The organism is Nocardiopsis sp. CNZ308 (assembly GCF_004217075.1).
The window spans coordinates 3,427,671-3,453,670 of sequence record NZ_SHKJ01000001.1; the positions used below are offsets into that span (position 1 = coordinate 3,427,671).

A 26,000-nucleotide genomic window follows, 5' to 3' on the forward strand; every position below is an offset into this window, starting at 1 on the left:
GTACCGAGTGAGCGCGCCCGACACCACCACCGACATCCCCGACGAGGTTCGCGCCCGGCACACCGAGCTGTGCCAGGACCTGGACGACCACAGTTACCGGTACTACCTGGGCACACCGGTGATCTCCGACGCCGAGTACGACACCCTCATGCGTGAGCTGGTCGGCATCGAGGACTCCTACCCCGCCCTGGCCACCCAGGACTCGCCCACGCAGAAGGTCGGCGCGCCCATCAGCGTGGACTTCGCCGCGGTCGAGCACCTGGTGCGGATGGAGAGCCTGGGCAACGCCTTCAACGTCGACGAGCTCAACGCCTGGGCCGACCGGGCCAGCGCCGAGGTGCCCGTCAACGGCTACCTGTGCGAGCTCAAGATCGACGGCCTGGCCGTGGACCTGGTGTACGAGAAGGGCCGCCTCGTGCGCGCCGCCACCCGCGGCGACGGCCGCGTCGGCGAGGACATCACCCTCAACGTGCGCACCATCGGGGTCGTCCCCGAGCGCCTGGACGAGAGCGTGCGCCCCGCCCCCGAGCTGCTGGAGGTGCGCGGCGAGGTCTTCCTGCCGGTGGAGGACTTCCGCAGGCTCAACGAGCGCATCACCGCCTCGGGCGAGCACACCCCCTTCGCCAACCCCCGCAACGCCGCCGCCGGTTCGCTGCGCCAGAAGGACCCCCGCGTCACCGCCACCCGGCCGCTGTCGATGATCGTGCACGGTGTGGGCGCCTATGTTCCCGCGGGGGGAAGCGGAAGCGGCGGGAGCGGTGCGCCGGACGGCGGCGGGGAGGTGGCCTTCACCAGCCAGTCGCAGGCCTACCGGCTGCTGGGGGAGTGGGGGCTGCCGCTCAGCGACCGCTACCGGGTCGTCACCACCATGGACGAGGTCCGCGAGTACGTGGCCCACTACGCGGCCCACCGCCACGAGCCCGCCTACGAGATCGACGGCATCGTCATCAAGGTCGACGACTTCGCCCTCCAGCGGCGCCTGGGCTCCACCAGCCGCGTCCCGCGCTGGGCGATCGCCTACAAGTACCCGCCCGAGGAGGTCACCACCCGCCTGCTCGACATCAAGGTGGGCGTGGGCCGCACCGGGCGCGTCACCCCCTACGGGGTCATGGAGCCGGTGGTCGTGGCCGGGTCCGAGGTCGAGTTCGCCACCCTGCACAACGCGCGCGAGGTCGAGCGCAAGGGCGTGCTCATCGGCGACACCGTCGTGCTGCGCAAGGCGGGCGACGTCATCCCCGAGATCGTCGCCCCGGTGCTCGACCGCCGCGACGGCACCGAGCGGGCCTTCGCCATGCCCGAGTCCTGCCCCGAGTGCGGCAGCACGCTCGGCCAGCAGAAGGAGGGCGACGTCGACCTGCGCTGCCCCAACGCCCGCTCCTGCCCGGGCCAGCTGCGCGAGCGACTGTTCTTCGTGGCCAGCCGCAAGGCCCTGGACATCGAGGCGCTGGGCTACGTGGCCGCCACCGCCCTCACCCAGCCGCTGGAGCCCGCCCGGCCGCCGGTGCGCGACGAGGGCGACCTGTTCGACCTCACCGTCGACATGCTGCTGCCCATCCGCACCCACGTGCTCGACCCCGACACCACCGAGCCCAAGACCGACCCCAAGACCGGCGAGCCCAAGGTGGTGTCCTTCTTCGCCAACAAGAAGGGCGAGCCCAAGAAGACGGTCGAGAAGCTCTTCGAGCAGCTGGAGGAGGCCAAGTCCAAGCCGCTGTGGCGGGTGCTGGTGGCGCTGTCCATCCGGCACGTGGGTCCGCGCGCGGCGGAGGACCTGGCCCGCCACTTCCGCTCCATGGACGCCATCCGCGCGGCCAGCGAGGAGGAGCTGGCCGCGGTCGACGGTGTCGGACCGACCATCGCCGCCTCCATCCGCGAGTGGTTCTCGGTGGACTGGCACGCCGAGATCGTCCGCAAGTGGGCCGACGCCGGGGTGCGCATGGAGGACGAGGACGACGGCTCCAGGCCGCGCCACCTGGAGGGGGTCACCGTGGTGGTGACCGGATCCCTGGAGGGCTTCAGCCGCGACGGGGCCAAGGAGGCGATCGCCGAGCGCGGTGGCCGGGCCACGGCGTCGGTGTCCAAGAAGACCGGTTTCGTGGTGGTCGGCGACAGCCCCGGCTCCAAGTACGACAAGGCCGTCAAGCTGGGGGTGCCGGTCCTGGACGAGGAGGGCTTCCGCGTCCTGCTGGAGGCCGGTCCCGAGGCGGCCGAGGCCATGCGGGTCAACCCCGCGCCACAGGAGCACGGGACCGAGGACGCCGAGGCCGGCACCACGGGGGCCGAGGGCGCGACCGGGACCGGCGCCGTCCCCGGAACAGCCGAAACCGGAGCGGCCGAAACCGCCGCCGACACCGAGGAGGCCGTCAGGGGCGAGGCCTGAGGGCACGGGCCGCACCCGCCGACCACGGCCGCGGAACCCGGGGCGTACCGGGCCCGCGGCCGTGTCGGACCCGCGTACCTTTTTGGGGATCTCTCACCACACGCAGCCCCGCCTTGGTTAACTGATAGTTCCCGACAGGCGACAGTTGGTGACGAAACCGCGTAAGGTGGACAGCAACGCACAGGATGCGGGTGTATCCGAAACCGGAATTCGGCCATGAGGGGTGGCCGGGTGCCGGGAACCCCGAGCAGGAGCGGCGGCGCCGTCCGGCGCCGCCGTACTCCGCGGCCCCCTCGCAAGGACCAGGCATGAAGGATCCCAACAGCACAAGGGACATCGGTCCCCGGGTCGGGACACCGCTCTGGCTGTACATGCTGGGCGCCACGGCCGCCGGGGCGGTCCTGCTCCTCGTCTCCGGACTCGGCCTGCGCACGGACGAGCTGCGCGCTCTCGCCGTCGAACCGCTCACCTGGGTTCTGCTGTGCATGATCGTCCTCGGCGAACTGCGTCCCCTCACCCTCCCCGGCCAGGCGCCCGGCGACGGAGTGCCCACCTCGCTGCCCTTCTCCCTCGCGCTCGTCATCCTGCACGGCCTGCCCGTGGCCGCCCTGGCCCAGGTCACCGCCACCGCGGTCTCCGGGTTCGCGCGCGGCCACGCCCCCCACCGCATCGCCTTCAACGCCGCCCAGTACACGCTCTCGCTCGGCGTCGCCGACGCCGTCCTGCGCCTCCTGCTGCCCGGAGCGGTCCAGGGCACGTGGCTGCCCGCCGCGGGCGAACTCCTGACCGTCGCCCTCGCCGGGGCGGGCTACTTCGCGGTCAACCGCGTCCTGGTCCTGTGCGCGGTGGCCATGCACGAACGCGTGCCCCTGCGGCAGGTCATGTCCAAGGGCCTGGCCCAGCAGGTGCACGTCAACGGCGTCCTGCTCAGCCTCGCCCCGCTCGTGGTCGTGGCCGCGACCCACTCGGTGCTCTACGTCCCGCTGTTCGCGCTCCCGCTCGGCGCGCTCTACACGAGCGCCATGCTGTCGGTCCAACGCGACCACCAGGCCAACCACGACGAGCTCACCGGCCTGGCCAACCGCAAGCTCCTCACCCTCCGCGCCCGCGAGGAGATCGTCCACGCCCAGCAGCGCGGCGGCAGTGTCGGCCTGCTCCTGCTCGACCTCGACCGGTTCAAGGAGGTCAACGACACCCTGGGCCACCCCACCGGCGACCGCCTCCTCCAGACCGTCGCGCGCAGGCTCACCCACAGCGTCCGACCCGGAGACCTCGTCTCCCGCCTGGGCGGGGACGAGTTCGCCGTCCTGCTGCCCCAGGTCCGCGACAGCGCCTCCGCGTGCGAGGTGGCCTTCCGGCTGCGCGGCGCCCTCGCCGAACCGGTCCGCCTGGACGGCATGGACTTCGACCTCCAGGCCAGCATCGGCATCGCCCTGCACCCCCACGACGCACCCGACTTCGCGCTCCTCATGCAGCGCGCCGACGTCGCCATGTACGTCGCCAAGGCCGACCGCACCGGTGTGGAGTCCTACGACCCCGGCAAGGACCGCAACTCCACCGCCCGGCTCAGCCTGTACACCGAACTGCGCCGCGGCCTGTCCGAGGGCGCCCTGGAGATGCACTACCAGCCCAAGGTCGACCTGGGCGACGAACGCCCCATCGGCCTGGAGGCCCTGGCCCGCTGGCGCCACCCCAGCCGCGGGCTGCTCACCCCCGAGGAGTTCATGCCGGTCGTGGAGCAGTCCAACCTGCTGCGCGCCTTCACCGGCCAGGTCCTGGACATCACCCTGGCCCGCGCCGCCGGTTGGCACGCCGAGGGCCTCGACCTGCCCGTCGCCGTCAACCTCGGCGTGCGCGAACTGCTCGACCCAGCGCTGCCCGCCACCGTCGCCTCCGCGCTGCGCGAGCACGGCGTACCGGCCGACCGGCTGGTCCTGGAGATCGGCGAGCACGCGCTGATCACCGACACCGAGGGCGCCACCGCGGCCGTCCGCCGCCTGCGCGACCTCGGCGTCGGCCTGTCCCTGGACGACTTCGGCACCGGCCACTTCACCCTCGCCCAGCTCGCCGGCCTGCCCCTGGACGAGGTCAAGATCCACGAGTCCTTCACCGCCCGCCTGGTCGACCGGACCGACAACGGCCACACCGTCGTCCGCGCGGCCATCGCCCTGGTCAAGGCGCTGGGCATGCGCGCCACCGCCGAGGGCGTCCAGAGCGGCGAACTCGCCCGCGCCGCCCGCGACACCGGCTGCCACGCCGCCCAGGGCCACCACTTCTCCGCGCCGCTGACCGCGCGGGAGGTCGCCGACTGGGTCGCCGCCCGCGACGGCGGGACCGCGGCCGGCACCCGCGTCTGACCGGGGAACCGCCGAGCGGCGCCGACCCCGGGGCCCGCGCCGGTCGGCCGACCGGCGTTCGCGGACCGACCGGCGCCGGGACCGGCCCCGGAGCCATAGGATTGGTCCCGATAGTCCTTCCGCCGAAGAAACGGTTCGCATTCCATGACCGCCATCACCCGCGATGAGGTCGCGCACCTCGCACGGTTGTCGCGGCTGGCGCTCGACGAGAGCGAGCTCGACACGCTCGCCGCCCAGCTCGGTGACATCCTGACCGCCGTGGCCAAGGTGCAGGAGGTCGCCCAGGGCGACATCCCGCCCAGCTCGCACGCCCTGCCGCTGACCAACGTCTACCGCCCCGACGAGGCCAGGCCCGGCCTCGCCCACGACCAGGCACTGGCCGGTGCCCCGGCGGTGGAGGACCAGCGCTTCCGGGTTCCGCGGATCCTCGGGGAGGGTGAGTAGCGGTGAGCGACGTCATCAGCCTGACCGCCGCCGAGCTCGGCGAGGCCATCCGGGAGGGACGGGTGACCTCCGAGGAGGCCACCACCGCCTACCTGGACCGGATCGAGTCCGTGGACGGCGAGATCAACGCCTTCCTGCACGTGCGCCGCGAGACCGCGCTGGAGCAGGCCCGCGCGGTGGACGCCCGCCGCGCCGCCGGTGAGGAGCTGGGCCCGCTCGCCGGTGTCCCGGTCGCCCACAAGGACGTGTTCACCACCAAGGACATGCCCACCACCGCCGCCTCGAAGATCCTCGAGGGCTGGCAGCCGCCCTACGACGCCACCGTCACCGCGCGCCTGCGCGAGGCCGGGCTGGTCATCCTGGGCAAGACCAACATGGACGAGTTCGCCATGGGCTCCTCCACGGAGAACTCCGCCTACAAGGTCACCCGCAACCCGTGGGACACCGACCGCATCCCGGGCGGCTCCTCCGGCGGCTCCTCCGCGGCCGTGGCCGCGTTCGAGGCGCCCCTGGCCACCGGCACCGACACCGGCGGCTCCATCCGCCAGCCCGCCGCCGTGTGCGGCCTGGTCGGCGCCAAGCCCACCTACGGCGGCTCCTCCCGCTACGGGATGATCGCCTTCGCCTCCTCCCTGGACACCCCGGGCCCCTTCGCGCGCAACGTGCTCGACGCCGCCCTGCTCCACGAGGCCTTCTCCGGGCACGACCCGCGTGACTCCACCTCCATCGACGCCCCGGTCCCGGCGGTCGTGGACGCCGCCCGCCTGGGCGACGTCGAGGGCCTGCGCGTGGGCGTGGTCAGCGAGCTGGACAGCGACGGCTTCCAGCCGGGCGTGCGCCAGCGCTTCCACGAGACGCTGGAGCTGCTGGAGTCCCTGGGCGCGAAGATCGTGGAGCTGTCCTGCCCGAGCTTCGACGCCGCCCTGTCGGCGTACTACCTCATCGCGCCCAGCGAGTGCTCGTCCAACCTCGCCCGCTTCGACGCCATGCGCTACGGCCTGCGGGTGGGCGACGACGGCACGCGCAGCGCCGAGGAGGTCATGTCGCTGACCCGGGCCCAGGGCTTCGGCCCCGAGGTCAAGCGCCGCATCATGCTGGGCACCTACGCCCTGTCGAGCGGCTACTACGACGCCTACTACGGCAGCGCCCAGCAGGTGCGCACGCTGATCAAGCGCGACTTCGACGCCGCGTTCGAGAACGTGGACGTGCTGGTCTCGCCGACGACACCGACCACGGCGTTCCCGATCGGCGAGCGCGCCGAGGACCCGATGGCCATGTACCTGGCCGACCTGTGCACGATCCCGTCCAACCTGGCCGGGAACGCGTCGCTGTCGGTGCCGTGCGGCCTGGCCCCGGAGGACGGCCTGCCCGTCGGCTTCCAGATCATGGCCCCGCCCCTGGCCGACGACCGCACCTACCGGGTCGCGGCCGCGGTCGAGCGCGCGCTGACCGAGCGCGACGGCGACCTGCTGGCCCGCAGCCCCTACGCGGTCGCCCGCTAGGAGCCAGCGGCCGCAGCGGAACCGTCGAGCGCCCGCCGTCCCCGCGAGGGGCGGCGGGCGCTCTGTCCACAGGCCCGAACCGGGTCTGGCGCGGCGTCCGCGCACGGCCCTAACGTGGATATCGGGGGTCCCCAGGGGCTCCTGGCTTCGTGCTGCCCCCGCGACGCGGGACGGCGCACAACCGGGGGCCCGCCCCGTGGAACACCACGTGACGGGCCCCGGTCACGACCGCCCCGCGGCGGCCGGAAGGGGACTAGCCCTCCAGGTCCTGACCGTTGGCGGCCTTGCGCCTGCGGCTCAGGTAGAGGGCGGCGCCGCCCGCGCCGAGCGCGGCCACACCGGCGGCGACCAGGCCGGCGAGCGCGCCACCGGTCACCGGCAGGCTGGGCTCGTTCTGGTCGTCGGCGGGCTCGGACGGCTTGTCGACGGGCTCGGAGGGCTCGTCGCTCGGGCTCGGCTCCGGGCTCTCGGGCTCGCTCGGCTCCTCGGAGGGCTCCTCGCTCGGCTCCTCCGTGGGGGGCGGGGTCTCGCCGCCGCCGGTCCAGGAGACCGAGGCCGAGGCGGAGACGGTGACCTCGCTGTCCTCGGCGGTGATCAGCGTCTGGGTCGGCTGGTACTCCTCCTCGCCCTTGAACAGGCGGCCGGACTGCACGGTGGCCGTGGTCTCCAGGGAGAAGGAGGCGGTGCCCTCCGCCGCGCCCTCCGGAACGGCCAGGCCGACGGTGTCACCGTTGTTGACCGTGGTGACGGGCTGGCCGGTCTCCAGGTTGACCAGCTCGACCTCGACACCCTCGGGGGCCTGGACGCTGACCTCGATGCCGTCCGCGTCGCTGGTCTCGACGAGGAACTCGCCGATCGTCTCGCCCGCGCTGCCGGAGGCCTCGCCCGGGGTGACGCTCAGGGTCGGGCCGGGCTCCTGCGGGAGGTCCTGGGCTTCCCCGACCAGGTAGTCGTAGACCGCCCTGACGCCGTTCGGGTCGTTCGCGGTCACCTCGGCGCCGTTGCTGAAGTGCCAGATGGCGGCCTGGGTGGCGGCGATCGCCTCTTCATCACCGAAGTGGCGGGCGTTGCCCCGATTCAGCCCCGCGTTCTCGGCGAGCTGGGCGGCGCTGATGGTCGGGTAGCTGTTCTGGAGGATCCAGTGCACCTTGCCCGGCTCGGCGAAGTCGCCCCTGCCCGGGTAGTTCGCCCAGTCGTCCTCCAGGTACCAGGCGTTGTCCTTGATCCTGGTCTCGAGGTCGATGCAGTAGGCGGTGAGGGCGGTGCCGTTCTCCAACCGGAGGTCGAAGAGACTCGTGCTCTCCATCTCACCGTTGATCCGAACGTCCACGCCGGACGCGGCGGTGGCGGGGTACTGGGCGCGGACGGAGCCCTCGTAGGTCTCCACCGGGTCGGCGGAGGCCGGGGCGGCGAGCCCGAAGGCGAGGAGCGCGGCGGCGGAGGCGGCGAGAGTCGCGCGCCCGACGGAATGGGGGAGGGACACGTACGTCACGTCTTTTCCTGTGGGTGGTCTCAAGAGGAGCCAACCGGGTCTTTCACCGGGGCCGGAACACCGGGCGGCGGACTGGTTGGTCCCATGGGAGTTCACAGAGAGGACGTCGAGCCCTCCTACCGGGTTGTCCGCTTCCTGCGTGGAGGACATGAATTCCGGGAGAACGTGACGGGTTCGTTCCCGGAGGCCACGAGGAGCCCGTGCCCGAGGAACACCCGGGGCTCCCGTTCCCTCGGGCAGGTCCCGGACGCCGTCCCCGGCGGCCCGGGCCGCCCGCACCCCTAGGGCGGCCCGACCACCGGGGCCGGTGTGCTCCCTCTGGCGTGCTCCCCCTGGGCGGGGGCCCGGACCCCGGCGGTACGGGTTCCGGCAGCGCGCGTCCCGGCGACACGGGCCCGGACCCACACCCGCCGGGGCCCGCTACGACGCGGCGGCCTGGGCGATGGACTGGGCGTGCCCCCGGACGTTCTGCCAGGCGATCCACTTGACTACGCGGTTGGCGATGACCCGGTGCTTCAGGCCGTTGCGCCAGGACCAGCGCAGGCGCAGCCTGGAGCGCTCCCCCAGCGGTTCGATGAGGATCCGCAGCGCGCGTTCGCTGCCCTCCTGCGTCCAGGTGACCTCACGGCCGGGCACGCTGTGCGTGATCGACTCCCTGACCGCGTCCTCCGTGAGTCTGTTGGTCAGCTCCACGACGCCGTCCCCGAGCTGCCGCGACGAACCGGAGGCCGGATTCCACTCGCCCCGGCGCTCCGGGTCGCTGACCAGTCCCCACACCCGGTCGGCCGCCACGGGCACCTCGAGGTCGTACTTCGTGTACTCCCACCCCTCGGGCGGCTGTTCGGCGGTGTCGTCGCCGTCCGCCGGGGACGGCTCCGGGGCCTGCGGACCCTCCGCCAGCGCGCCGAGGTCGCGCCGGATCCGGTCGGTGTCCGCGCCCAGCCGGTCCAGGACCCGTCGCACCCGGCCGCCCTCGTCGTCGATCAGCGCCGTGAGCAGGGCCGCGTCGCCCCCGGCCAGCGGGACGTCGTACTCGATCTCCTCCAAGCGGGGAGTGAACCGGAGCCATCCCTTCTCCTCCTCGTCGGACGGGGCAGGAACGGTGACGTCGACGCCCAACAGGGCGAGGTCCTCGCGGAGGAGCCCGTCGATCGCCGCGCGCGCCTCGGCCAGGCCCACCCCGGAGTCCATGAGCAGGCGGGCCCCCGGCCCGCCGGTGACCAGCACTCCCAGGAACAGGTGCTCGAAGCCGACTTCGGTGTGGCCCGCGCGGGCGGCCTCGCGGCTCGCGGCCCCGGAGATCGCGATCCGGTCGAAGCCCCTGTTGAGGATGCTCCGTTTCGCCGACGGTTTCGTCATCGTTGTCCCCTCTTGGCTGCTTCGATGTGGCTCAACCGTTTTCCGTACTTCTTGTGGACGGCCTGACGGGTCACTCCGAGCGCGGCGGCGATGGAGCTCCATGACTCGCCCGACCGCAGCGCCTGTTCGACCTGCCGTAGCTCCAGAGAGTCGACCACCGCGCGCAGGGAGGCGACGGCGCGCAGCCCCTGCACGGGGGTCGAGGTGTCCGAGGCGGTGGCCGCCAGCTGTACCGCATCCATGGCGTCAACCTAGGTTGCGCGACTACGGTTGTCAACCTAGGTTGCGCACCCTCATGTTGTCAACCCGGGTTGCTCGCGTGCCGGAGCGCCCCCGCGCGACAGGCGGATCCGGTGCCCCGAACCCTTCCGGGGCCGTCCCGGGGCACGGCCGTCCGCCGTCCCCGCCGGACAACGCGAAGGGCCCGCTTCCGTGGTCTCCCACGGAAACGGGCCCTCAGGCTCCACCGTCCTCGGACGGCGGGAGGGGTGTTAGCCCTCCAGGTCCTGGCTGCCCGCGGCCTTGCGCTTGCGGCTCAGGTAGATGGCGCCACCACCGGCGCCCAGGGCGGCCACACCGGCGGCGACCAGGCCAGCGAGCGCGCCACCGGTCACCGGCAGGGTCGGCTCGTTCTGGTCGTCGGCGGGCTCGGACGGCTTGTCGGCGGGCTCGGAGGGCTTGTCGCTCGGGGTCGGCTCCGGGCTCTCGGGCTCGCTGGGCTCGGGGGACTCCGGCTCGCTGGGCTCCGGGGACTCCGGCGGGGTCTCACCGCCGCCCACGGTCCAGTCGGCCGAGGCGGACGCGGACACGGTGGTCCGGCCGCCCTCCGCGGTGATCAGGGTCTGGGTCGGCTCCTTGGCCTCACCCTTGAACAGGCGGCCGGTCGCGACGGTCGCGCTGGCCTCCAGGGAGAAGCTGGCCTGGCCCGCCTCGGCGTCGGCCGGGACTGCGAAGCCGACGGTGTCACCGCTGCTGACCTCGGTGACGGCCTCGCCGGTCTCCAGGTCGACCAGCGTGACGCCCTCGGGGGCCTGGAGGTCCACCGGGATGGAGCTGGCGTTGGTCTGGATGAGGAACTCACCGACGGTCTCGCCGGCGGTGCCGGAGGCCGTGCCCGGGGTGATGCTCAGGGCCGGGGCGGGCTCGGCGGTCTGCGGCAGCTCCTCGGCGTTCTCGATCAGGTAGGTGTAGACCGCCCTGACGGCCTCGGAGTTGCCCTGCTCCTTGAGGTTCACGCCATTGCTGAAGTGCCAGATCGCGGCCTGGGTGGCGCCCAGGGCGTCCCGCTGGCTCAGGCCCTCGACACCGGCGGCCGCGCCCAGCTCCTCGGCGCTCAGAGCCGGGTAGGCGTGCTGCAGGATCCAGTGGACCTTGGCGGGCGCGGCGAACTCGCCCTTGCCGGGGTAGTTGGCCCAGTCGTCCTCGCGGTACCAGGCGCCGCCGCGGATGTTGGTCTCGAAGTCGATGCAGTACGTCGTCAGGACGTTGCCGTCTTCGAGCTTCAGGGTGAAGAGGCTGGTGCCGATGGTGCCGCCGCTGGTCGCGACGTCGCTGCCTTCCTCGGCGTTGCCGACGTACTGCGCGCGGGCGGAGCCCTCATAGGTCTCCACGGGGTCCGCGGCCGCCGGGGCGGCCAGGCCGAAGGCCAGGAACGCGGCTGCGGTGGCCGCCAGGCCGGTACGGCCGACGGTGCGGGGGAGGGAGGAGATACTCAAATTGTGTCCCGGTGTGTTCTAGGGGTAACCGGATGGAAGGATGTCCGCCCAAAGGACGACGGGAACCGATGGGACGGACAGCGGTGGCCACGGTGCGACGGTCGCCGGAGGGAAAAACCGGTGCCGCCTGCTGCGTTCACCCGTTCCGGGGGGTCACCACGTCGGGGTCGGATCGTGGCGCCGTGTGGGGTGGGCGCGATCTTCCGGTGGGGCTCGCTGTGACGCGGGAGCCGGTCGCGCTCGCCGTGGGGGCCAACGCTCGCCTGATACTAGCGATCCCCTTCGCTACTTCCAAGCTGGTTCACGGAAAATGTGACCGAATACGGGCAGGAAAAAATCCCTCGCAGGTAGATCCGCATTATGTCCAAAAGCTATGCAACGAAAGCGGGAGTTCCGCGTCCTCCACCGCGCTCAGTCGCGTCGTTTACGTCCCACAACCAGGATGATCAGGCCGGATACCACCAGGGCCCCCGCGATGACCAGCAGACCGGACAGCCAGGTGCCGGTGAGGGCCAGATCGTCCTCAGGGATTCGGTCCTCCGCTGTGGGAGATACCTCCTCGGCGGGAACCTCGTCCTCGACGGCCTCCTCGGGGGCGGGGGGCTCCTCCTCCGGGACGGGCTCCGGGCTCGTCCGGGCCACCGGCTCCTCGGTCTGCTCCGGGTGCCACGTGAACGTCGCGGTGGCCGAACTCGTCGCCGAACCCGCCTCCGCGGTCACCAGGGACCGGGTGCGCACGCCGTCCCTGCCGGTGAACAGGCGCCCCTGCGGCAGCGGGAGGTCCCGGCCGTGCAGGTGCAGGGTCGCCACGCCCGCCGGGACCGACGGGTCCACGTCCAGGAAGACCCGCTCGCCGTCGCCCATCTGCGTGACCTGCTCCCCGTCCGCGTCGACCAGCCACGACGCCGGGGCGCCGCGCACCGACACCGACACCGGTTCCGCTCCGGAGCTGTGCACGGTCAACGGCCCCAGCGGCTCCTCGGGGGCGACCGCCTCCACGTGGGACGGCGACACCGCCAGGGACCGGGAGACGGTGTTGTCCGGTGCGGACGCGCTGCCCTCCACCAGGTGGTCGTACAGCGCCATGACGCCCGGGTCGTTGGCGCCGGGGTCCGGTCGCACCCCCTCCAGCACGTGCCACAGGGCGGCCTGGGTGCCCGCGATCGCCCGTGCCTCGTCCAACCGGGGCAGGTCGCTCCCCTCCAGCAGGGACTCCAGGCCGACCGTCGGATAGGAATGGGAGACGATCCAGTCCGCCCGGTCGGCGGGATCCGTTTCCTGCGGGGTTTCGGTCCACTCCGGAACGTCCGACCACGCTGACTCCACGTAGGCCGCGTACGGGTGGACCTCCTCGTCCGCGGTCACTGTGTAGGCCCGGACCGAGGCGTGTTCGGCCACGCGCAGGCTGAACAGCGCCGTGTCGGCCTCCCGGCCGTCGGCGAGCACGAGCGGCGCGCCCACGACGGGGTCGCGGTCCACACGTGAGAAGTCGTCGGCGCTGGCGGCCGGGGCGCCCAGCAGGGTGCCGATCAGGGCCGAGGTGGAAAGCAGCGCGGCGTACCGACGCAGGATGCCGGACATGCTCGTGCGCTCCCGTGAGAAGGCGGCGGCCGCAGTGCGGGGCCGCCGGCGAAATCGTCTTCCTGGGCCACCCAGACTAACGGTCCGGCACCCGGTGGCAGCGGATATTCCCCTGACAGCGTCCCAATCGTGTACTGGCCGTGATGTCCGGTGACCCGGCCGTGACTCCGCTGTCGGGCACCCCACTCCCGCGCGCTCGGTAGGCTGAGCTGGAAGGTATGTCGTCTACGGAAGCGGGTTTGCGGCGATGGCCCACGCGGTACGTCCCAGTTCTGCCACGAACAGCGGTCCTGCGCCGGTGGCCTACGAGCAGGCACTGGCCAGGTACGAGCCCGTGCTCGGCCTGGAGACCCACATCGAGCTGGGCACCGCCTCCAAGATGTTCTGCTCCTGCCCCACCGCGTTCGGCGCCGACCCCAACACGCAGGTGTGCCCGGTCTGCCTGGCGCTGCCCGGCTCCCTGCCGGTCGTCAACGAGAAGGCGGTCGAGGGCGCCATCCGGCTGGGCCTGGCGCTGAACTGCTCCATCGCCCCCTGGGGCAGGTTCGCCCGGAAGAACTACTTCTATCCGGACATGCCGAAGAACTACCAGATCTCCCAGTACGACGAGCCGATCTGCGTCGACGGCCACCTCGACGTCACCGTCGACACCCCCGACGGCCCCCGCGTGTTCCGCGTGGACATCGAGCGGGTCCACATGGAGGAGGACACCGGCAAGACCTCCCACGTGGGCGGGGCCACCGGCCGCATCCACGGCGCCGACTACTCCATCGTCGACTACAACCGCGCGGGCATCCCGCTGCTGGAGATCGTGACCAGGCCCGTCACCGGCACCGGCGACCTGGCGCCCCTGGTGGCCCGCGCCTACGCCGCCGAGCTGCGCGACCTGGTCCGCTCCCTGGGCATCTCCGACGTGCGCATGGAGGAGGGCTCCATGCGCTGCGACGTCAACGTCTCCATCAACCCGCGCGGCGCCTCGGAGTGGGGCACCCGCAGCGAGACCAAGAACGTCAACTCCCTGCGCTCGGTCGAGCGGGCCGTGCGCTCGGAGATCGAGCGCCAGGCGGGCGTGCTCGACGCGGGGCAGAGGGTCGTGCAGGAGACCCGCCACTTCCAGGAGAACACCGGCCGCAGCATCTCCGGCCGCTCCAAGGAGGAGGCGCAGGACTACCGCTACTTCCCCGACCCCGACCTGGTGCCCGTCGCGCCCTCCGAGGAGTGGGTGGAGGAGCTGCGCGCCACCCTGCCGGAGCTGCCCGCCGCCAAGCGCGCCCGGATCCGCGCCGAGTGGGACCTCACCGACACCGAGTTGCGCGACCTGGTCAACGCCGACGCCATCGACCTGGTCGCGGCGACCGTGGCCGAGGGCGCCCCGTCGGCCGAGGCCCGCAAGCTGTGGCTCAACGAGCTGTCGCGCCGCGCCACCGAGCAGGAGGTGGAGCTGGCCGCCCTGCCCATCACCCCGGCGCAGGTCGCGCGCGTCATCGCCCTGGTCGCCGAGGGCACGCTCACCAACAAGCTCGCCCGCCAGGTGGTGGAGGGCGTGCTGGCCGGTGAGGGCGAGCCCGACGCCGTGGTCGAGGCCCGCGGCCTCAAGGTGGTCAGCGACGACGGAGCCCTCGGCGCGGCCGTGGACCAGGCCATCGCCGCCAACCCCGACGCGGCCGACAAGGTGCGCGGCGGCAAGGTCGCCGCGGCCGGCGCCCTGGTGGGCGCCGTGATGAAGGCGACCCGGGGCCAGGCCGACGCGGGACGCGCCCGCGAGCTCATCCTGGCCAAACTCGGCGCGAGCTGATCCGTTACGGCGGCCTCCGTACGGCACCGGGCCCGTGTGCCCGGTGCCCTTCGTCCGTCCCCCGCGGCGGACGGCCGTTCCGGGGGGCGTGCTGTCCGCCACCCGGTTCGTCCCGTTCTGTCGGTGCCGGGTGGCACCCTGCGTGGGCCGTGGGCCGCCGGTTAGGCGGGAGGGCGGGAGACGGACATCACTGTGGGTGATGGTTCCGTCGTCATCTCTCATCCGGTCCTCAATCGCTGTGTGACCTTGGTTGCGTAGGGTTGCGACGCACGGGGACGTGTACGGTCCCCCGGGCCGTTCCGCCACCGGGCCCGTCCCAGTCCCGCGAGATCCTGGGCGGCAGACGCGGTGCCGGGTGCTGTGCCGCGCCCGGACTCGAACGACGCGAGGTGGGTGCTCCATGTCCGAGGAGAGAGCGTGACCGCGGCAGGACGCCGCGTCGACCGTGACGCGCCCACTGGGAGGTCGGTGATGGGAACCCGGGCACGCCGCCTGTGGATCGTGGCCCTGGTGGCGCTGTTCCTGCTCTACCTGGTGGGGACCCTCGTCCCCTCCGCGCAGGACAGCGTGACCGCCGCGCTCGGCGAGTGGCCCACGTCCGTCGCGGCCGGGGCCGCCGGACTGTCGCTGCTCTACGCCTCGCGCCGCTGGGCGGCCACCGGCGCCGACCGGGACGCCCACGCCGACGGCGCGGACGGGCCCTCCGCCCTGCGCCACCTCGGCTTCGCCGCGCTCGCCTGGTGCGCGGGTGGCGTCACTCACGGTCTGATCCGCCTGTTCAGCTCCGCCACGGCACTGTCGCTCACTCTGGGTGACCTCTTCGCCCTCGCGGCCCTGCCACTCTTCGTGATCGGTTTCACCAAGTTCGCGCCGTGGCCGGGCGGCCTGCGGACCGCCGTGCGCCACGTCACCGACAGCTACGTGTGCGCCGCCGCGGTCTTCTCCGTGGTCTGGCTGCTGCTGTTCTCCCCGCTCTACCAGGAACTCGGGGAGGGCGCCGGGTTCCTCGGCTTCGCCCTGGTCTACCCGGTCGCCGACATCGTCGTGCTGTGCCTGCTCGTGCCGCTGGTCTTCATGTCGCCGCACAGCACACGGCGCGCGGTGCTGGTGGCCATCGGCGCCCTCATCGTCATCGCCGGGGCGGACATCCTCGGCGCGCTCACCCGCCTGACCGGACCGCCCGTCCTCGGCGGGGTCGAACACCCGGTCAGGTTCCTGGGCTTCGCCCTGCTGGGGGCCCTGCCGTGGCTCGTGGAGCACCGGCCCGGCACCGATCCGCGCCGGATCACCGGCCGGGGGCTCTACCGGTTCGCGCCCGAACTCGCCGCGATCGGCGCCGTGTTCGTGGCCGCCGTGGTGCTGACCGTGGCGGGGGTCCGCCTGGTCGGGGTGGCGCCGGTGCTGCCGCTGGCCGCGGGCACCGCGGTGGTGGTGCTCCTGGTGCGCATGGTGGGCATGCTGGAGGAGAACGCCACGCTCTCCCGGATGGTGCGCAACCGCGAGGTCCACTTCCACGAGCTGGCGCGCAACAGCGGCGACGTCATCCTCGTGCTGGACCGCGACGGCGGCGTGAACTACGTCAGCCCGGGCACGGCCGAGGCCTTCGGCTACCGTCTCGACGACGTGCTCGCCGCCCCCGTCACCGCGCTCATCCACCCCGAGGACCTGGGGCGCACCAAGGCCGTCACCGACCTGTTCTCCGAGCGCGGCGCGCAGGGGGTGCACATGCGGCTGCGGGTGCGGGCGGCCGACGGGACCTGGCGGCACACCGAGTCCACCATGTCCCTGTACGAGCAGCCCGGTGAGCCCGACCGGCTGCTGGTGACCACCCGCGACATCAGCGCGCAGGTGGCGCTCCAGGACGAGGTGGAGCACCTGACGTTCCACGACGGTGTGACCGGCCTGCCCAACCGCGCCTACCTGGAGGAGCGGGCCAGCGACGTCCTGGCGCACCGGGTGATCAACGAGGAGCCCGCGGGCGAGGTCGCGGTGATCTTCCTGGACCTGGACGGGTTCACGGCGGTCAACGACTCCGCCGGGCACGTGCGCGGCGACCACCTGCTCGGACAGGCGGCCCGCAGGCTGCGCGGCGAGGTGGACTCCGACGCGACCCTGGCGCGCTGGGGCGGCGACGAGTTCGCGGTGCTGGTCGAGAACGTGTCCCGGGTCCAGCGGGTGGTGGACCTGGCCGAGCGCCTGGGGAGGGTGATCGCCTCGGAGCCGTTCCCGGTCGCCGACCGGGACATCATGCTGACCGCCAGCATCGGCGTGGCCTTCGCCGAGCAGGTCACCGACAGCGGCGAGCTGCTGCGCAACGCCGACGTGGCCATGACCCGCGCCAAGGAGCGCGGGGCGGGCCACGTGGAGGTGTACGCCGCGCACATGCACGACACGGTGGTCTCGCGCCTGGAGCTCCAGATCCGCCTGCGCGAGGCGCTGGTCAAGGACGAGTTCTTCCTGGAGTACCAGCCCGTCGTGGACCTGGGCAGCTCCCAGGTGACCTCGGTGGAGGCGCTGGTGCGCTGGGACCGCGACGGCGAGAGGGTCGGCCCCGAGGACTTCATCGGCGCGGCCGAGGAGTCGGGTCTGATCGTGCCGCTGGGCGAGCGGATCCTGCGCGAGGCCTGCGAGAAGGTCGCGGTGTGGCGGCTCTCGGACTGGGACATCGGCCTGTCGGTGAACCTGTCGGTCAAGCAGGTGCTGTCGCCGCGCTTCGTGGAGTCGGTGGCGGGGGTCCTCGCCGAGTCGGGGCTTCCGGCCGAGGTGCTGACCCTGGAGGTGGACGAGGAGGTCCTGCTCGACGACGGCGGGGAGGCCGTGCAGCGCCTGGGCGAGCTGCGCGAGCTGGGCGTGCGGCTGGCCATCGACGACTACGGGATGGGCTACGCGTCCCTGGCGCACCTGCGCAGGCTGAGCGTGGACGCGATCAAGATCGACCCGTCGTTCGTGGCGGACCTGGGCCGCGACGACACGGTCACGCTGCTCACGCACACGATCATCCAGCTGGGGCGCGACCTGGGCGTGCAGGTGGTGGCCGAGGGCATCGAGCGCTCCGAGCAGCTGGAGCAGCTGCGCGCCATGGGCTGCGACCACGGCCAGGGGTTCCTGGTGGCCCGGCCCATGCCCGCGAGCGGTGTGGAGTCGCTCGTCGGCGGCGAGGCCGGGGTCAGCCTGTAGGGAACATCCCTTCGGGCCCGAACCCGTCACCGACCAGAGCGCGGCGGCGGCGCACCCGGTGCTGACCTTCCTCGCTCCGGCCTCGAACCCGACCGGCGACAAGGACGCTCTGGAGGCCCTGACCGCGGCCCTGGAGGGCCTCGTGCCTCGGCTCCGTCCCCAAGCTCCCTGGAGGAGGTCATGGCCGTGCGTGACTACGAGTTCCGGACCGAACTGATCGGCCGCCCCTTCCGAGAGGGCCGGATCCAGGGCCGGATCGAGGCGGTCCCGGGTGCGTTGGACTCCCGGGGGATCGCGGTGTCGAACCAGGTACGCGAGCGGGTCGACGCGTCCTCGGACCTCGACGAGCTGAACCGGTGGGTCCGCCGGGCGGCGAAGGCCGACAGCGCGGAGGACCTCTTCCCCCGAACGGTCGGGGACGGACGCGCGCTGACCGCGCGCTCCGTTCCACTCCCCGGACCCCGGCCGCCGCCCGTGCGGTGTGCGTCACACGAAACCGGGGTGACTTGTCAGTATTCGCCCAGTTCGCAGGGGTTGTCACGTCATCGGGTGAGGCCGCATGCTGACATTGCCGTCTCAATATATGAGACAATATGTCGTTCTGGTTGACGGGTGCCCTCTCCGTCGGCCAATGTGGTCAGCATGCAGAGCAACTCCCTGATTCTCGTACTTGGTCGGCGCGCAGCCCGCTGAGTTTCCTCTGCTGCGCGCCACCCCTCAACCGCCGTCGGCGGTGGGGGTTTTTTTATTGCCAGGCCCAGAGTCAGACCCACCAGGCCAGAGCCCCCGTGCCGCTCTGACCCTCGCTGAAGGATCTTGAGATGACCGAGCAGATGACCGGCGCCCAATCGCTGATCAGGTCGCTGGAACAGGTCGGCGTTGACACTGTCTTCGGGATTCCCGGCGGCGCCATCCTCCCGGCCTACGACCCGCTCTACGACTCGGCCAAGGTGCGCCACATCCTCATGCGCCACGAGCAGGGGGCCGGTCACGCCGCCGAGGGCTACGCCTACGCCACCGGCCGTCCGGGGGTGTGCATGGCCACCAGCGGGCCCGGCGCCACCAACCTGGTCACCCCGCTCGCCGACGCGCACATGGACTCGGTCCCGATGGTCGCCATCACCGGCCAGGTCGCCTCCCCGATGATCGGCACCGACGCCTTCCAGGAAGCCGACATCTGCGGCATCACCATGCCGATCACCAAGCACAACTTCCTGGTCAAGGACGTGCGCGAGATCCCGCGGATCGTCGCCGAGGCCTTCCACATCGCCTCCAGCGGACGCCCCGGCCCCGTCCTGGTCGACATCTCCAAGGACGCCCTGCAGAACTCCGCCGAGTTCGTCTGGCCCGAGCGCCTCGAACTGCCCGGCTACCGCCCGGTCACCAAGCCGCACGGCAAGCAGGTCCGCGAGGCCGCCCGCATGATCGCCGAGGCCCGGCGCCCGGTGTTCTACGTCGGCGGCGGCGTCCTGCGCGCCGGCGCCTCCGCCGAGCTGCGCGTCCTGGCCGAGCTCACCGGCGCCCCCGTCGTCTCCACCCTGATGGCCCGCGGCGTCTTCCCCGACAGCCACCCGCAGTCGGTGGGCATGCCCGGCATGCACGGCGACGTCGCCGCCGTCGGCGCCCTCCAGAAGGCCGACCTCATCGTCGCCCTGGGCGCGCGCTTCGACGACCGCGTCACCGGACGCCTGGACAGCTTCGCCCCCGACGCCAAGATCGTCCACGCCGACATCGACCCGGCCGAGATCTCCAAGAACCGCCACGCCGACGTGCCCATCGTCGGCGACTGCCGCGAGGTCCTCGCCGACCTGGTCGTGGCCGTGCGCGCCGACCAGGAGAAGGGCCGCCAGGGCGACTACGCGGCCTGGTGGCAGCAGCTCAACCGCCTGCGCAACACCTACCCCAAGGGTTACGAGGCACCCGAGGACGGCAGCCTGTCCCCGCAGGCCGTCATCGAGCGCCTGGGCAAGGTCGTCGGCCCGGAGGCCACCTACGTCGCGGGCGTGGGCCAGCACCAGATGTGGGCCGCCCAGTTCATCGACTACGAGCGCCCCGGCTCCTTCGTCAACTCCGGCGGCCTGGGCACCATGGGCTTCTCCGTCCCCGCCGCGCTCGGCGCCAAGGTCGGCGACCCCGACCGGACCGTGTGGTCGGTCGACGGCGACGGCTGCTTCCAGATGACCAACCAGGAACTGGCCACCTGCGCGATCGAGGGCATCCCGGTCAAGGTCGCCGTGGTCAACAACGGCAACCTGGGCATGGTCCGCCAGTGGCAGACCCTGTTCTACGAGGGCCGCTACTCCAACACCGACCTCCAGACCTCCCCGCGCGACGAGAAGGTCCGCATCCCCGACTTCGTCCGCCTCGCGGAGGCGTACGGTTGTGTCGGCCTGCGCTGCGAGCGAGCCGAGGACATCGACGCCACCATCGAGAAGGCCATGGCGATCGACGACGCCCCCGTCGTCGTGGACTTCACCGTCAACCACGACGCCATGGTCTGGCCGATGGTCGGCCCCGGCGTCAGCAACGACAACATCCAGTACGCGCGCGACATGGCGCCGAACTGGGAACACGAGGACTAAGAGGAACAGGCGGAACCACCATGAGCAGTCACACGCTTTCCGTTCTGGTGGAGGACACCCCGGGTATCCTCGCCCGCGCCTCCGCCCTCTTCTCCCGTCGAGGCTTCAACATCGACTCGCTCAGTGTGAGCAACACCGAGTACCCAGGACTGTCCCGGATGACAATCGTGGTCAACTGCGACCTCCACCCCTTGGAGCAGGTGACCAAACAGCTCAACAAGCTGGTCAACGTCGTCAAGATCGTGGAGATGGACACCACCGCGTCGGTCCGGCGCGAGCTCCTGCTCGTCAAGGTCAAGGCCGACGCGTCCAGCCGCACCCACGTGCTACAGACGGCCGAGCTGTTCCGCGCGCACGTCGTGGACGTCAGCCCGGACGTCGTCGTCATCGAGGCCACCGGCGACCCCGAGAAGCTCGATGCCCTGGTCAGGAACCTGGAGCCGTTCGGCATCCGGGAACTCGTCAAATCAGGGCTGGTCGCCCTGGGACGCGGACCCCGGTCGATCACCGACCGATCCCTCCGCACGGTCGAGCGCAGCGCGTAGCAGTGACCTTCGGTCCACCGCGCCCGCTGGTGGATCCGGGGCCCGGGCGCACGGACCCCACCGCGTCCCACACGAAACTGAGAAACAAGGAGCAACCCCAAGTGGCAGCACAGATGTACTACGACGACGCCGCGGACCTCTCGCTCATCCAGGGCAAGAAGGTCGCCGTGATCGGCTACGGCAGCCAGGGCCACGCGCACGCGCTGTCGCTGCGCGACTCGGGCGTGGACGTGCGGATCGGCCTCGCCGAGGGGTCCAAGAGCCGGGCCAAGGCCGAGGAGGAGGGCCTGCGCGTCCTCACCCCCGCGGAGGCCACCCGCGAGGCCGACGTCATCATGATCCTGGTCCCCGACCACATCCACCGGGACCTGTACGCGGCCGAGATCGCGCCGAACCTGGAGGCGGGCAACGCCCTCTTCTTCGGCCACGGCTTCAGCATCCGCTACGGCCTCATCACCCCGCCCGAGGGCGTGGACGTGGCCATGGTCGCCCCCAAGGGCCCGGGCCACCTGGTCCGCCGCCAGTACGAGGCCGGGCGCGGCGTGCCCTGCCTGGTCGCGGTCGAGAAGGACGCCAGCGGGCAGGCCTGGGACCTGGCGCTGTCCTGGGCCAAGGGCATCGGCGGCACCAAGGCCGGCGTCATCAAGACCACGTTCACCGAGGAGACCGAGACCGACCTGTTCGGTGAGCAGGCCGTGCTCTGCGGCGGCACCGAGGAGCTGGTCAAGGCCGGTTTCGCCACCCTGGTCGAGGCGGGCTACCAGCCGGAGATCGCCTACTTCGAGTGCCTGCACGAGCTCAAGCTCATCGTGGACCTCATGTACGAGGGCGGCATCTCCAAGATGAACTGGTCGGTCTCGGACAACGCCGAGTACGGCGGCTACACCCGCGGCCCGCGCCTGATCACCGAGCAGACCCGCCAGGAGATGCGCAAGATCCTCGGCGAGATCCAGGACGGCTCCTACGCCAAGGAGCTCATGGAGGAGTTCGACGCCGGGCAGCCGACCTTCACCAAGCGCCGCGAGGCCGAGCAGAACGAGCAGATCGAGAAGGTGGGCGCGGAGCTGCGCCCGCTGATGAGCTGGCTCAAGGCCTAGGCAGTGCCTTTGTGGGGCTCCGCTTCGCTTCGCCCCGTGTCCGGGCGCACCAAAGGCGGGAACCTTCGGCGCCTCTGGCGGGTTGGCTCGTTCCTCGCGAACCCGTCTCCGGCACCTCCAGAACCCCGCCGCGCCCGAACGACCCTCGGGACCCGGTGAACCACGGGGACGGGCGGCCCTTGGCCACCCGTCCCCGTCGGGCTTCCCTACCCCGCCGGTAGACTTTCGACCAGCCGTCACCCCCGATCCGGGCAGCGCCCACCATCTGCGCGGTCGGGCCGCACCACCCGAAAAGGAACCGTTGTGCCCAAACCCGCCGTACTCGTAGCGGAAAAGCTCTCGCCCGCCGGAATCGCGCTGCTCGAGGAGGACTTCGAGGTACGTCACGTCGACGGCGCCGACCGGTCCCAGCTCCTGCCCGCCCTCGCCGACGTCGACGCCCTCATCGTGCGCAGCGCGACGCAGGTGGACGCCGAGGCGATCGCCGCCGCCTCCCGCCTCCAGGTGGTGGCCCGGGCCGGTGTCGGTCTGGACAACGTGGACGTGGAGGCCGCCACCAAGGCCGGCGTCCTGGTGGTCAACGCGCCCACCTCCAACATCATCAGCGCCGCCGAGCAGGCCATCAACCTGCTGCTGGCCAGTGCGCGCAACACCGCCCCGGCGCACAACGCCCTGGTCAACGGCGAGTGGAAGCGCTCCAAGTACACCGGTGTCGAGCTCTACGAGAAGACCGTCGGCATCGTCGGCCTCGGCCGCATCGGCGCCCTGGTCGCGCAGCGCCTGTCGGCCTTCGGCACCCAGGTCATCGCCTACGACCCCTTCGTGCAGCCCGCCCGCGCGGCCCAGATCGGCGTGGAGATGACCACGCTCGACGAGCTGCTGGAGCGCTCGGACTTCATCACCATCCACCTGCCCAAGAACAAGGACACGCTGGGCCTGATCGGTGACGAGGCCCTGAGCAAGGTCAAGCCCACCGTGCGCGTCATCAACGCCGCGCGCGGCGGCATCCTGGACGAGGACGCGCTCTATCGGGCCCTCAAGGACGGCCGCGTGGCGGGCGCGGGCATCGACGTGTTCGCCAAGGAGCCGTGCACCGACAGCCCCCTCTTCGAGTTCGAGAACGTGGTCGTGGCCCCCCACCTGGGCGCCAGCACCGCCGAGGCCCAGGAGAAGGCGGGCACCCAGGTCGCCCGCTCGGTCAAGCTGGCCCTCTCCGGCGAGTTCGTCCCCGACGCCGTGAACGTGCAGGGCACCGGCGTGGCCGAGGACGTCAAGCCGGGTCTGCCGCTGACCGAGAAGCTCGGCCGCGTGTTCACCTCCCTCGCGGGCACCATCGCCAGCCGCATCGACGTCGAGGTGCGCGGCGAGATCGCCTCGCACGACGTCAAGGTGCTGGAGCTGGCCGCCCTCAAGGGCGTGTTCGCCGACGTGGTCGAGGACACCGTGACCTTCGTCAACGCCCCGCTGCTCGCCAAGGAGCGCGGCGTCGAGGTCAACCTCGTCACCAGCGACGACAACACCGACTGGCGCAACCTCATCACGGTCCGCGGCGTGCTCGCCGACGGTACCCGCGTGTCGGCCTCGGGCACCCTGACCGGTCCCCGCCAGGTCGAGAAGCTGGTGGAGATCAACAACTACACCATGGAGATCGGCCTGGCCGAGCACATGGTGTTCCTGTCCTACGAGGACCGCCCCGGCGTGGTCGGCACGGTCGGCGCCCTGCTGGGCGACGCCGGTGTCAACATCGCGGGCATGCAGGTCATCCGGGACCAGGAGGGCGGCAAGGCGCTGATCGCGCTCACCGTGGACTCCGCGGTGCCCGACGACACCCTCGCCTCGATCTCCGCCGAGATCGACGCCGACATCAGCCGCCAGGTCGACCTGGAGGACTAGGGGACCGGGGAGTTCCCTCCGGGTGGTCGCGGCAGGGGGCCGCACCGCACCCGGCGCCCACCGGCGCCGGGTGCGGTGCGGCCCCTCGTGCTGTCCGGGGACCGCGCGGCGCGGTGAGTTGTGTGGCCTTCGCGGCTCTTCTTCGCTTTTGTGTGGTTACGGCGTGGGCCCGAGGCGCGTCGCGTCCGCGCTCTGACCAGCGATGACACCAAGCCGTCTCGTATGGTGAGAAACCCTGGCCATATAGTTGGACATCCGATATTCTGAGGTCCTAGGAGTCAGCGGCGCCGGTTCCACAGCCGGAGGCCGCCGCCCGGCGCCGCGAGCGCCCCCACCGGGGCCCGTGCGGGCGTTCCACGGCGGTCGATCCCGCCCGGAAGGCTCCCCGTCCCCGTGGACACCGTCGCCCACGTTCCGCGCTCCGCCGCCGTTCGGCGCGATCCGCCCCGAACCCCGGTCCCGTAGTGCACGCCGCCGCAGAGCATTCCCTGGCCGCGCCGTTCCCGGCTCCGGTCACGCAACGCATCCGGAGGATCGCATGTACGACATGATCGAGTACCCGTCCGCGCCCGACTCCCAGGACGAGATCAACCGCGCCCTGCAGGACGCCCTCAACCGGCGGGCCTGAGGGCCCGGCCGCGGGGGCGGCCGCGCGAACCCCCGGCGGGAGGCGTCCGCACTCCGCCGGGGCGGTAGGGTTGTCTCATTCAGTGTTCATCCTGGTCTCACCATATGAGAAGCGGCCGGTGGGGCCGTGTCGAAGCAGAGGCAGTCCGTATGGCAGCGCGCACCGTGAAACTGGCGGTCATTCCCGGCGACGGGATCGGTCCCGAGGTCATCGCCGAAGGGCTCAAGGTGCTGGAGGTCGCGGCCTCCCAGCACGACCTCGCCGTGGAGACCACCGAGTACGAGCTGGGCGCAAGGCTCTGGCACCGCACCGGTGAGACCCTGCCCGACTCGGTCGAGGCCGAACTCGCCGGGCACGAGGCCATCTACCTCGGCGCCGTCGGCGACCCGTCGGTCCCCAGCGGCGTCCTGGAGCGCGGCCTGCTCCTGCGCCTGCGCTTCGACTTCGACCACTACGTCAACCTGCGCCCGGTCCGCCTCTACCCGGGGGTGGACAGCCCGCTCGCGGGTGTGGGCCCCGAGGACATCGACATGCTGGTGGTCCGCGAGGGCACCGAGGGCCCCTACGCGGGCGCCGGAGGCGTCCTGCGCAAGGGCACCCCGCACGAGATCGCCACCCAGGACAGCGTCAACACCCGCTTCGGGGTGGAGCGCGTCGTGCGCTACGCCTTCGACAGGGCCGCCTCCCGCCCCCGCCGCAAGCTCACCCTGGTCCACAAGGACAACGTCCTGACCTTCGCCGGTGAGCTGTGGCAGCGCGTGGTCCGGGAGGTCGGCGCCGAGTACCCGCAGGTCTCCGTGGACTACTGCCACGTCGACGCCGCGTCGATGTTCTTCGTCAACCAGCCCGCCCGCTTCGACGTGGTGGTCACCGACAACCTCTTCGGCGACATCATCACCGACATCGGCGCCGCCATCACCGGAGGCATCGGGCTGGCCGCCAGCGGCAACATCAACCCGGACAACACCTTCCCCAGCATGTTCGAGCCCGTCCACGGCTCCGCGCCCGACATCGCGGGCCAGGGCAAGGCCGACCCCACCGCCACGGTGCTCTCGGCCGCGACCATGCTGGAGCACCTCGGAGTGCCCGAGGCGGCCCGCCGGATCGAGGCCGCGGTCGCCACGGACCTCAAGACCCGCGCCCAGAACGGCGCGGTCCGCTCCACCTCCCAGATCGGCGACGACCTCGCCGCGCGAGTAGCCGAGCAGGGCTGACGCACACGCCGGAAGCCCTGCCCTCCCTCCCTGCGGCGCGGCTGACGGCCTGGTCCACCCTCACCGTCGACGGGCGCGCCCGGGTTCCCGAGCGCGCCCGTCGCCGTGTCCGCACGCGGCTTCCGCTCCCCGAGCGGCGCCGCCCTCGCGTGCGTCACTCCTGCTCTGGCACCGGGTGCGCTCTTCAGACAGACTAGATCCCAGGCCGGCGATGCTGCCGGCCTGATGCACCCGAGAGG

Annotated in this window: 16 protein-coding genes; 11 read left to right on the forward strand and 5 right to left on the reverse strand. The window is 71.9% G+C overall.

Features of this window, described 5'->3' with window-relative positions; genetic code table 11:
* The first annotated feature begins 7 nt into the window (after nucleotides 1–7).
* The 4 genes from ligA (at nucleotide 8) to gatA (ending at nucleotide 6,683) form a co-directional block, all read left to right on the forward strand.
* Nucleotides 8–2,380, forward strand: a complete 2,373-nt coding sequence (gene ligA / locus EV372_RS14995) for an NAD-dependent DNA ligase LigA (protein WP_130396482.1) — start codon at nucleotides 8–10, stop codon at nucleotides 2,378–2,380.
* Nucleotides 2,381–2,688: 308 nt separating this feature from the next.
* Nucleotides 2,689–4,737, forward strand: a complete 2,049-nt coding sequence (locus EV372_RS15000) for a putative bifunctional diguanylate cyclase/phosphodiesterase (protein WP_130396483.1) — start codon at nucleotides 2,689–2,691, stop codon at nucleotides 4,735–4,737.
* 144 nt (nucleotides 4,738–4,881) lie between these two features.
* The gene (gatC, locus tag EV372_RS15005) at nucleotides 4,882–5,181 is read left to right on the forward strand and encodes an Asp-tRNA(Asn)/Glu-tRNA(Gln) amidotransferase subunit GatC (protein WP_013151219.1); all 300 of its coding nucleotides are present in this window, start codon (nucleotides 4,882–4,884) and stop codon (nucleotides 5,179–5,181) included.
* 2 nt (nucleotides 5,182–5,183) lie between these two features.
* Nucleotides 5,184–6,683, forward strand: a complete 1,500-nt coding sequence (gene gatA / locus EV372_RS15010; protein WP_130396484.1) for an Asp-tRNA(Asn)/Glu-tRNA(Gln) amidotransferase subunit GatA — start codon at nucleotides 5,184–5,186, stop codon at nucleotides 6,681–6,683.
* A 253-nt stretch (nucleotides 6,684–6,936) separates the two neighbouring features.
* On the opposite strand, the gene EV372_RS15015 is transcribed toward gatA, so the two are convergent.
* From EV372_RS15015 to EV372_RS15035, 5 genes are all read right to left on the reverse strand, one after another.
* Nucleotides 6,937–8,175 (reverse strand): thioester domain-containing protein, encoded by a 1,239-nt coding sequence (locus EV372_RS15015; protein ID WP_130396485.1) that lies wholly within the window; start codon nucleotides 8,173–8,175, stop codon nucleotides 6,937–6,939.
* Between the two features lie 420 nt (nucleotides 8,176–8,595).
* Nucleotides 8,596–9,534, reverse strand: a complete 939-nt coding sequence (locus tag EV372_RS15020; protein WP_130396486.1) for an SRPBCC family protein — start codon at nucleotides 9,532–9,534, stop codon at nucleotides 8,596–8,598.
* Nucleotides 9,531–9,776 (reverse strand): hypothetical protein, encoded by a 246-nt coding sequence (locus EV372_RS15025; protein ID WP_013151223.1) that lies wholly within the window; start codon nucleotides 9,774–9,776, stop codon nucleotides 9,531–9,533. Before EV372_RS15025 ends, EV372_RS15020 begins: the two co-directional genes overlap by 4 nt.
* Nucleotides 9,777–10,025: 249 nt before the next feature.
* On the reverse strand, nucleotides 10,026–11,249 hold the full coding sequence (locus EV372_RS15030) for a thioester domain-containing protein (protein ID WP_130396487.1): 1,224 nt from the start codon (nucleotides 11,247–11,249) through the stop codon (nucleotides 10,026–10,028).
* 411 nt (nucleotides 11,250–11,660) lie between these two features.
* Nucleotides 11,661–12,830 carry a thioester domain-containing protein gene (locus tag EV372_RS15035; protein ID WP_130396488.1) on the reverse strand — a complete coding sequence of 390 codons (1,170 nt, stop codon included), beginning with the start codon at nucleotides 12,828–12,830 and terminating at the stop codon, nucleotides 11,661–11,663.
* Between the two features lie 298 nt (nucleotides 12,831–13,128).
* Between EV372_RS15035 and gatB the strand changes: the two genes are divergently transcribed.
* The 7 genes from gatB to EV372_RS15075 all read left to right on the forward strand — a co-directional run bounded on the left by gatB (nucleotide 13,129) and on the right by EV372_RS15075 (nucleotide 25,761).
* Entirely contained in the window at nucleotides 13,129–14,625 is a 1,497-nt protein-coding gene (gene gatB / locus EV372_RS15040; protein WP_130396489.1) for an Asp-tRNA(Asn)/Glu-tRNA(Gln) amidotransferase subunit GatB, read from the forward strand.
* Between the two features lie 471 nt (nucleotides 14,626–15,096).
* Nucleotides 15,097–17,802 (forward strand): EAL domain-containing protein, encoded by a 2,706-nt coding sequence (locus EV372_RS15045; protein WP_130398933.1) that lies wholly within the window; start codon nucleotides 15,097–15,099, stop codon nucleotides 17,800–17,802.
* 821 nt (nucleotides 17,803–18,623) lie between these two features.
* Nucleotides 18,624–20,384 (forward strand): acetolactate synthase large subunit, encoded by a 1,761-nt coding sequence (locus EV372_RS15055; RefSeq protein ID WP_130396490.1) that lies wholly within the window; start codon nucleotides 18,624–18,626, stop codon nucleotides 20,382–20,384.
* A gap of 20 nt (nucleotides 20,385–20,404) precedes the next feature.
* Complete coding sequence (gene ilvN, locus EV372_RS15060; RefSeq protein ID WP_013151229.1) at nucleotides 20,405–20,929, forward strand: acetolactate synthase small subunit; 525 nt, start codon at nucleotides 20,405–20,407, stop codon at nucleotides 20,927–20,929.
* A gap of 101 nt (nucleotides 20,930–21,030) precedes the next feature.
* Nucleotides 21,031–22,026, forward strand: coding sequence for a ketol-acid reductoisomerase (gene ilvC / locus EV372_RS15065; RefSeq protein WP_197044259.1), 996 nt, complete (start codon nucleotides 21,031–21,033; stop codon nucleotides 22,024–22,026).
* 303 nt (nucleotides 22,027–22,329) lie between these two features.
* Nucleotides 22,330–23,919 (forward strand): phosphoglycerate dehydrogenase, encoded by a 1,590-nt coding sequence (serA, locus tag EV372_RS15070; RefSeq protein WP_130396491.1) that lies wholly within the window; start codon nucleotides 22,330–22,332, stop codon nucleotides 23,917–23,919.
* Nucleotides 23,920–24,696: 777 nt separating this feature from the next.
* On the forward strand, nucleotides 24,697–25,761 hold the full coding sequence (locus tag EV372_RS15075) for a 3-isopropylmalate dehydrogenase (RefSeq protein WP_130396492.1): 1,065 nt from the start codon (nucleotides 24,697–24,699) through the stop codon (nucleotides 25,759–25,761).
* Nucleotides 25,762–26,000: the final 239 nt, after the last annotated feature.

What these genes read in the sequence shown, in the direction of transcription:
- EV372_RS15035 (WP_130396488.1), bottom strand. Translation starts at nt 12,830, where the DNA reads ATGTCCGGCATCCTGCGTCGGTACGCCGCGCTGCTTTCCACCTCGGCC.
- ilvN (WP_013151229.1), top strand. Translation starts at nt 20,405, where the DNA reads ATGAGCAGTCACACGCTTTCCGTTCTGGTGGAGGACACCCCGGGTATC.
- EV372_RS15000 (WP_130396483.1), top strand. Translation starts at nt 2,689, where the DNA reads ATGAAGGATCCCAACAGCACAAGGGACATCGGTCCCCGGGTCGGGACA.
- gatC (WP_013151219.1), top strand. Translation starts at nt 4,882, where the DNA reads ATGACCGCCATCACCCGCGATGAGGTCGCGCACCTCGCACGGTTGTCG.
- EV372_RS15045 (WP_130398933.1), top strand. Translation starts at nt 15,097, where the DNA reads ATGGGAACCCGGGCACGCCGCCTGTGGATCGTGGCCCTGGTGGCGCTG.
- EV372_RS15020 (WP_130396486.1), bottom strand. Translation starts at nt 9,534, where the DNA reads ATGACGAAACCGTCGGCGAAACGGAGCATCCTCAACAGGGGCTTCGAC.
- EV372_RS15055 (WP_130396490.1), top strand. Translation starts at nt 18,624, where the DNA reads ATGACCGAGCAGATGACCGGCGCCCAATCGCTGATCAGGTCGCTGGAA.
- EV372_RS15025 (WP_013151223.1), bottom strand. Translation starts at nt 9,776, where the DNA reads ATGGATGCGGTACAGCTGGCGGCCACCGCCTCGGACACCTCGACCCCC.
- EV372_RS15075 (WP_130396492.1), top strand. Translation starts at nt 24,697, where the DNA reads ATGGCAGCGCGCACCGTGAAACTGGCGGTCATTCCCGGCGACGGGATC.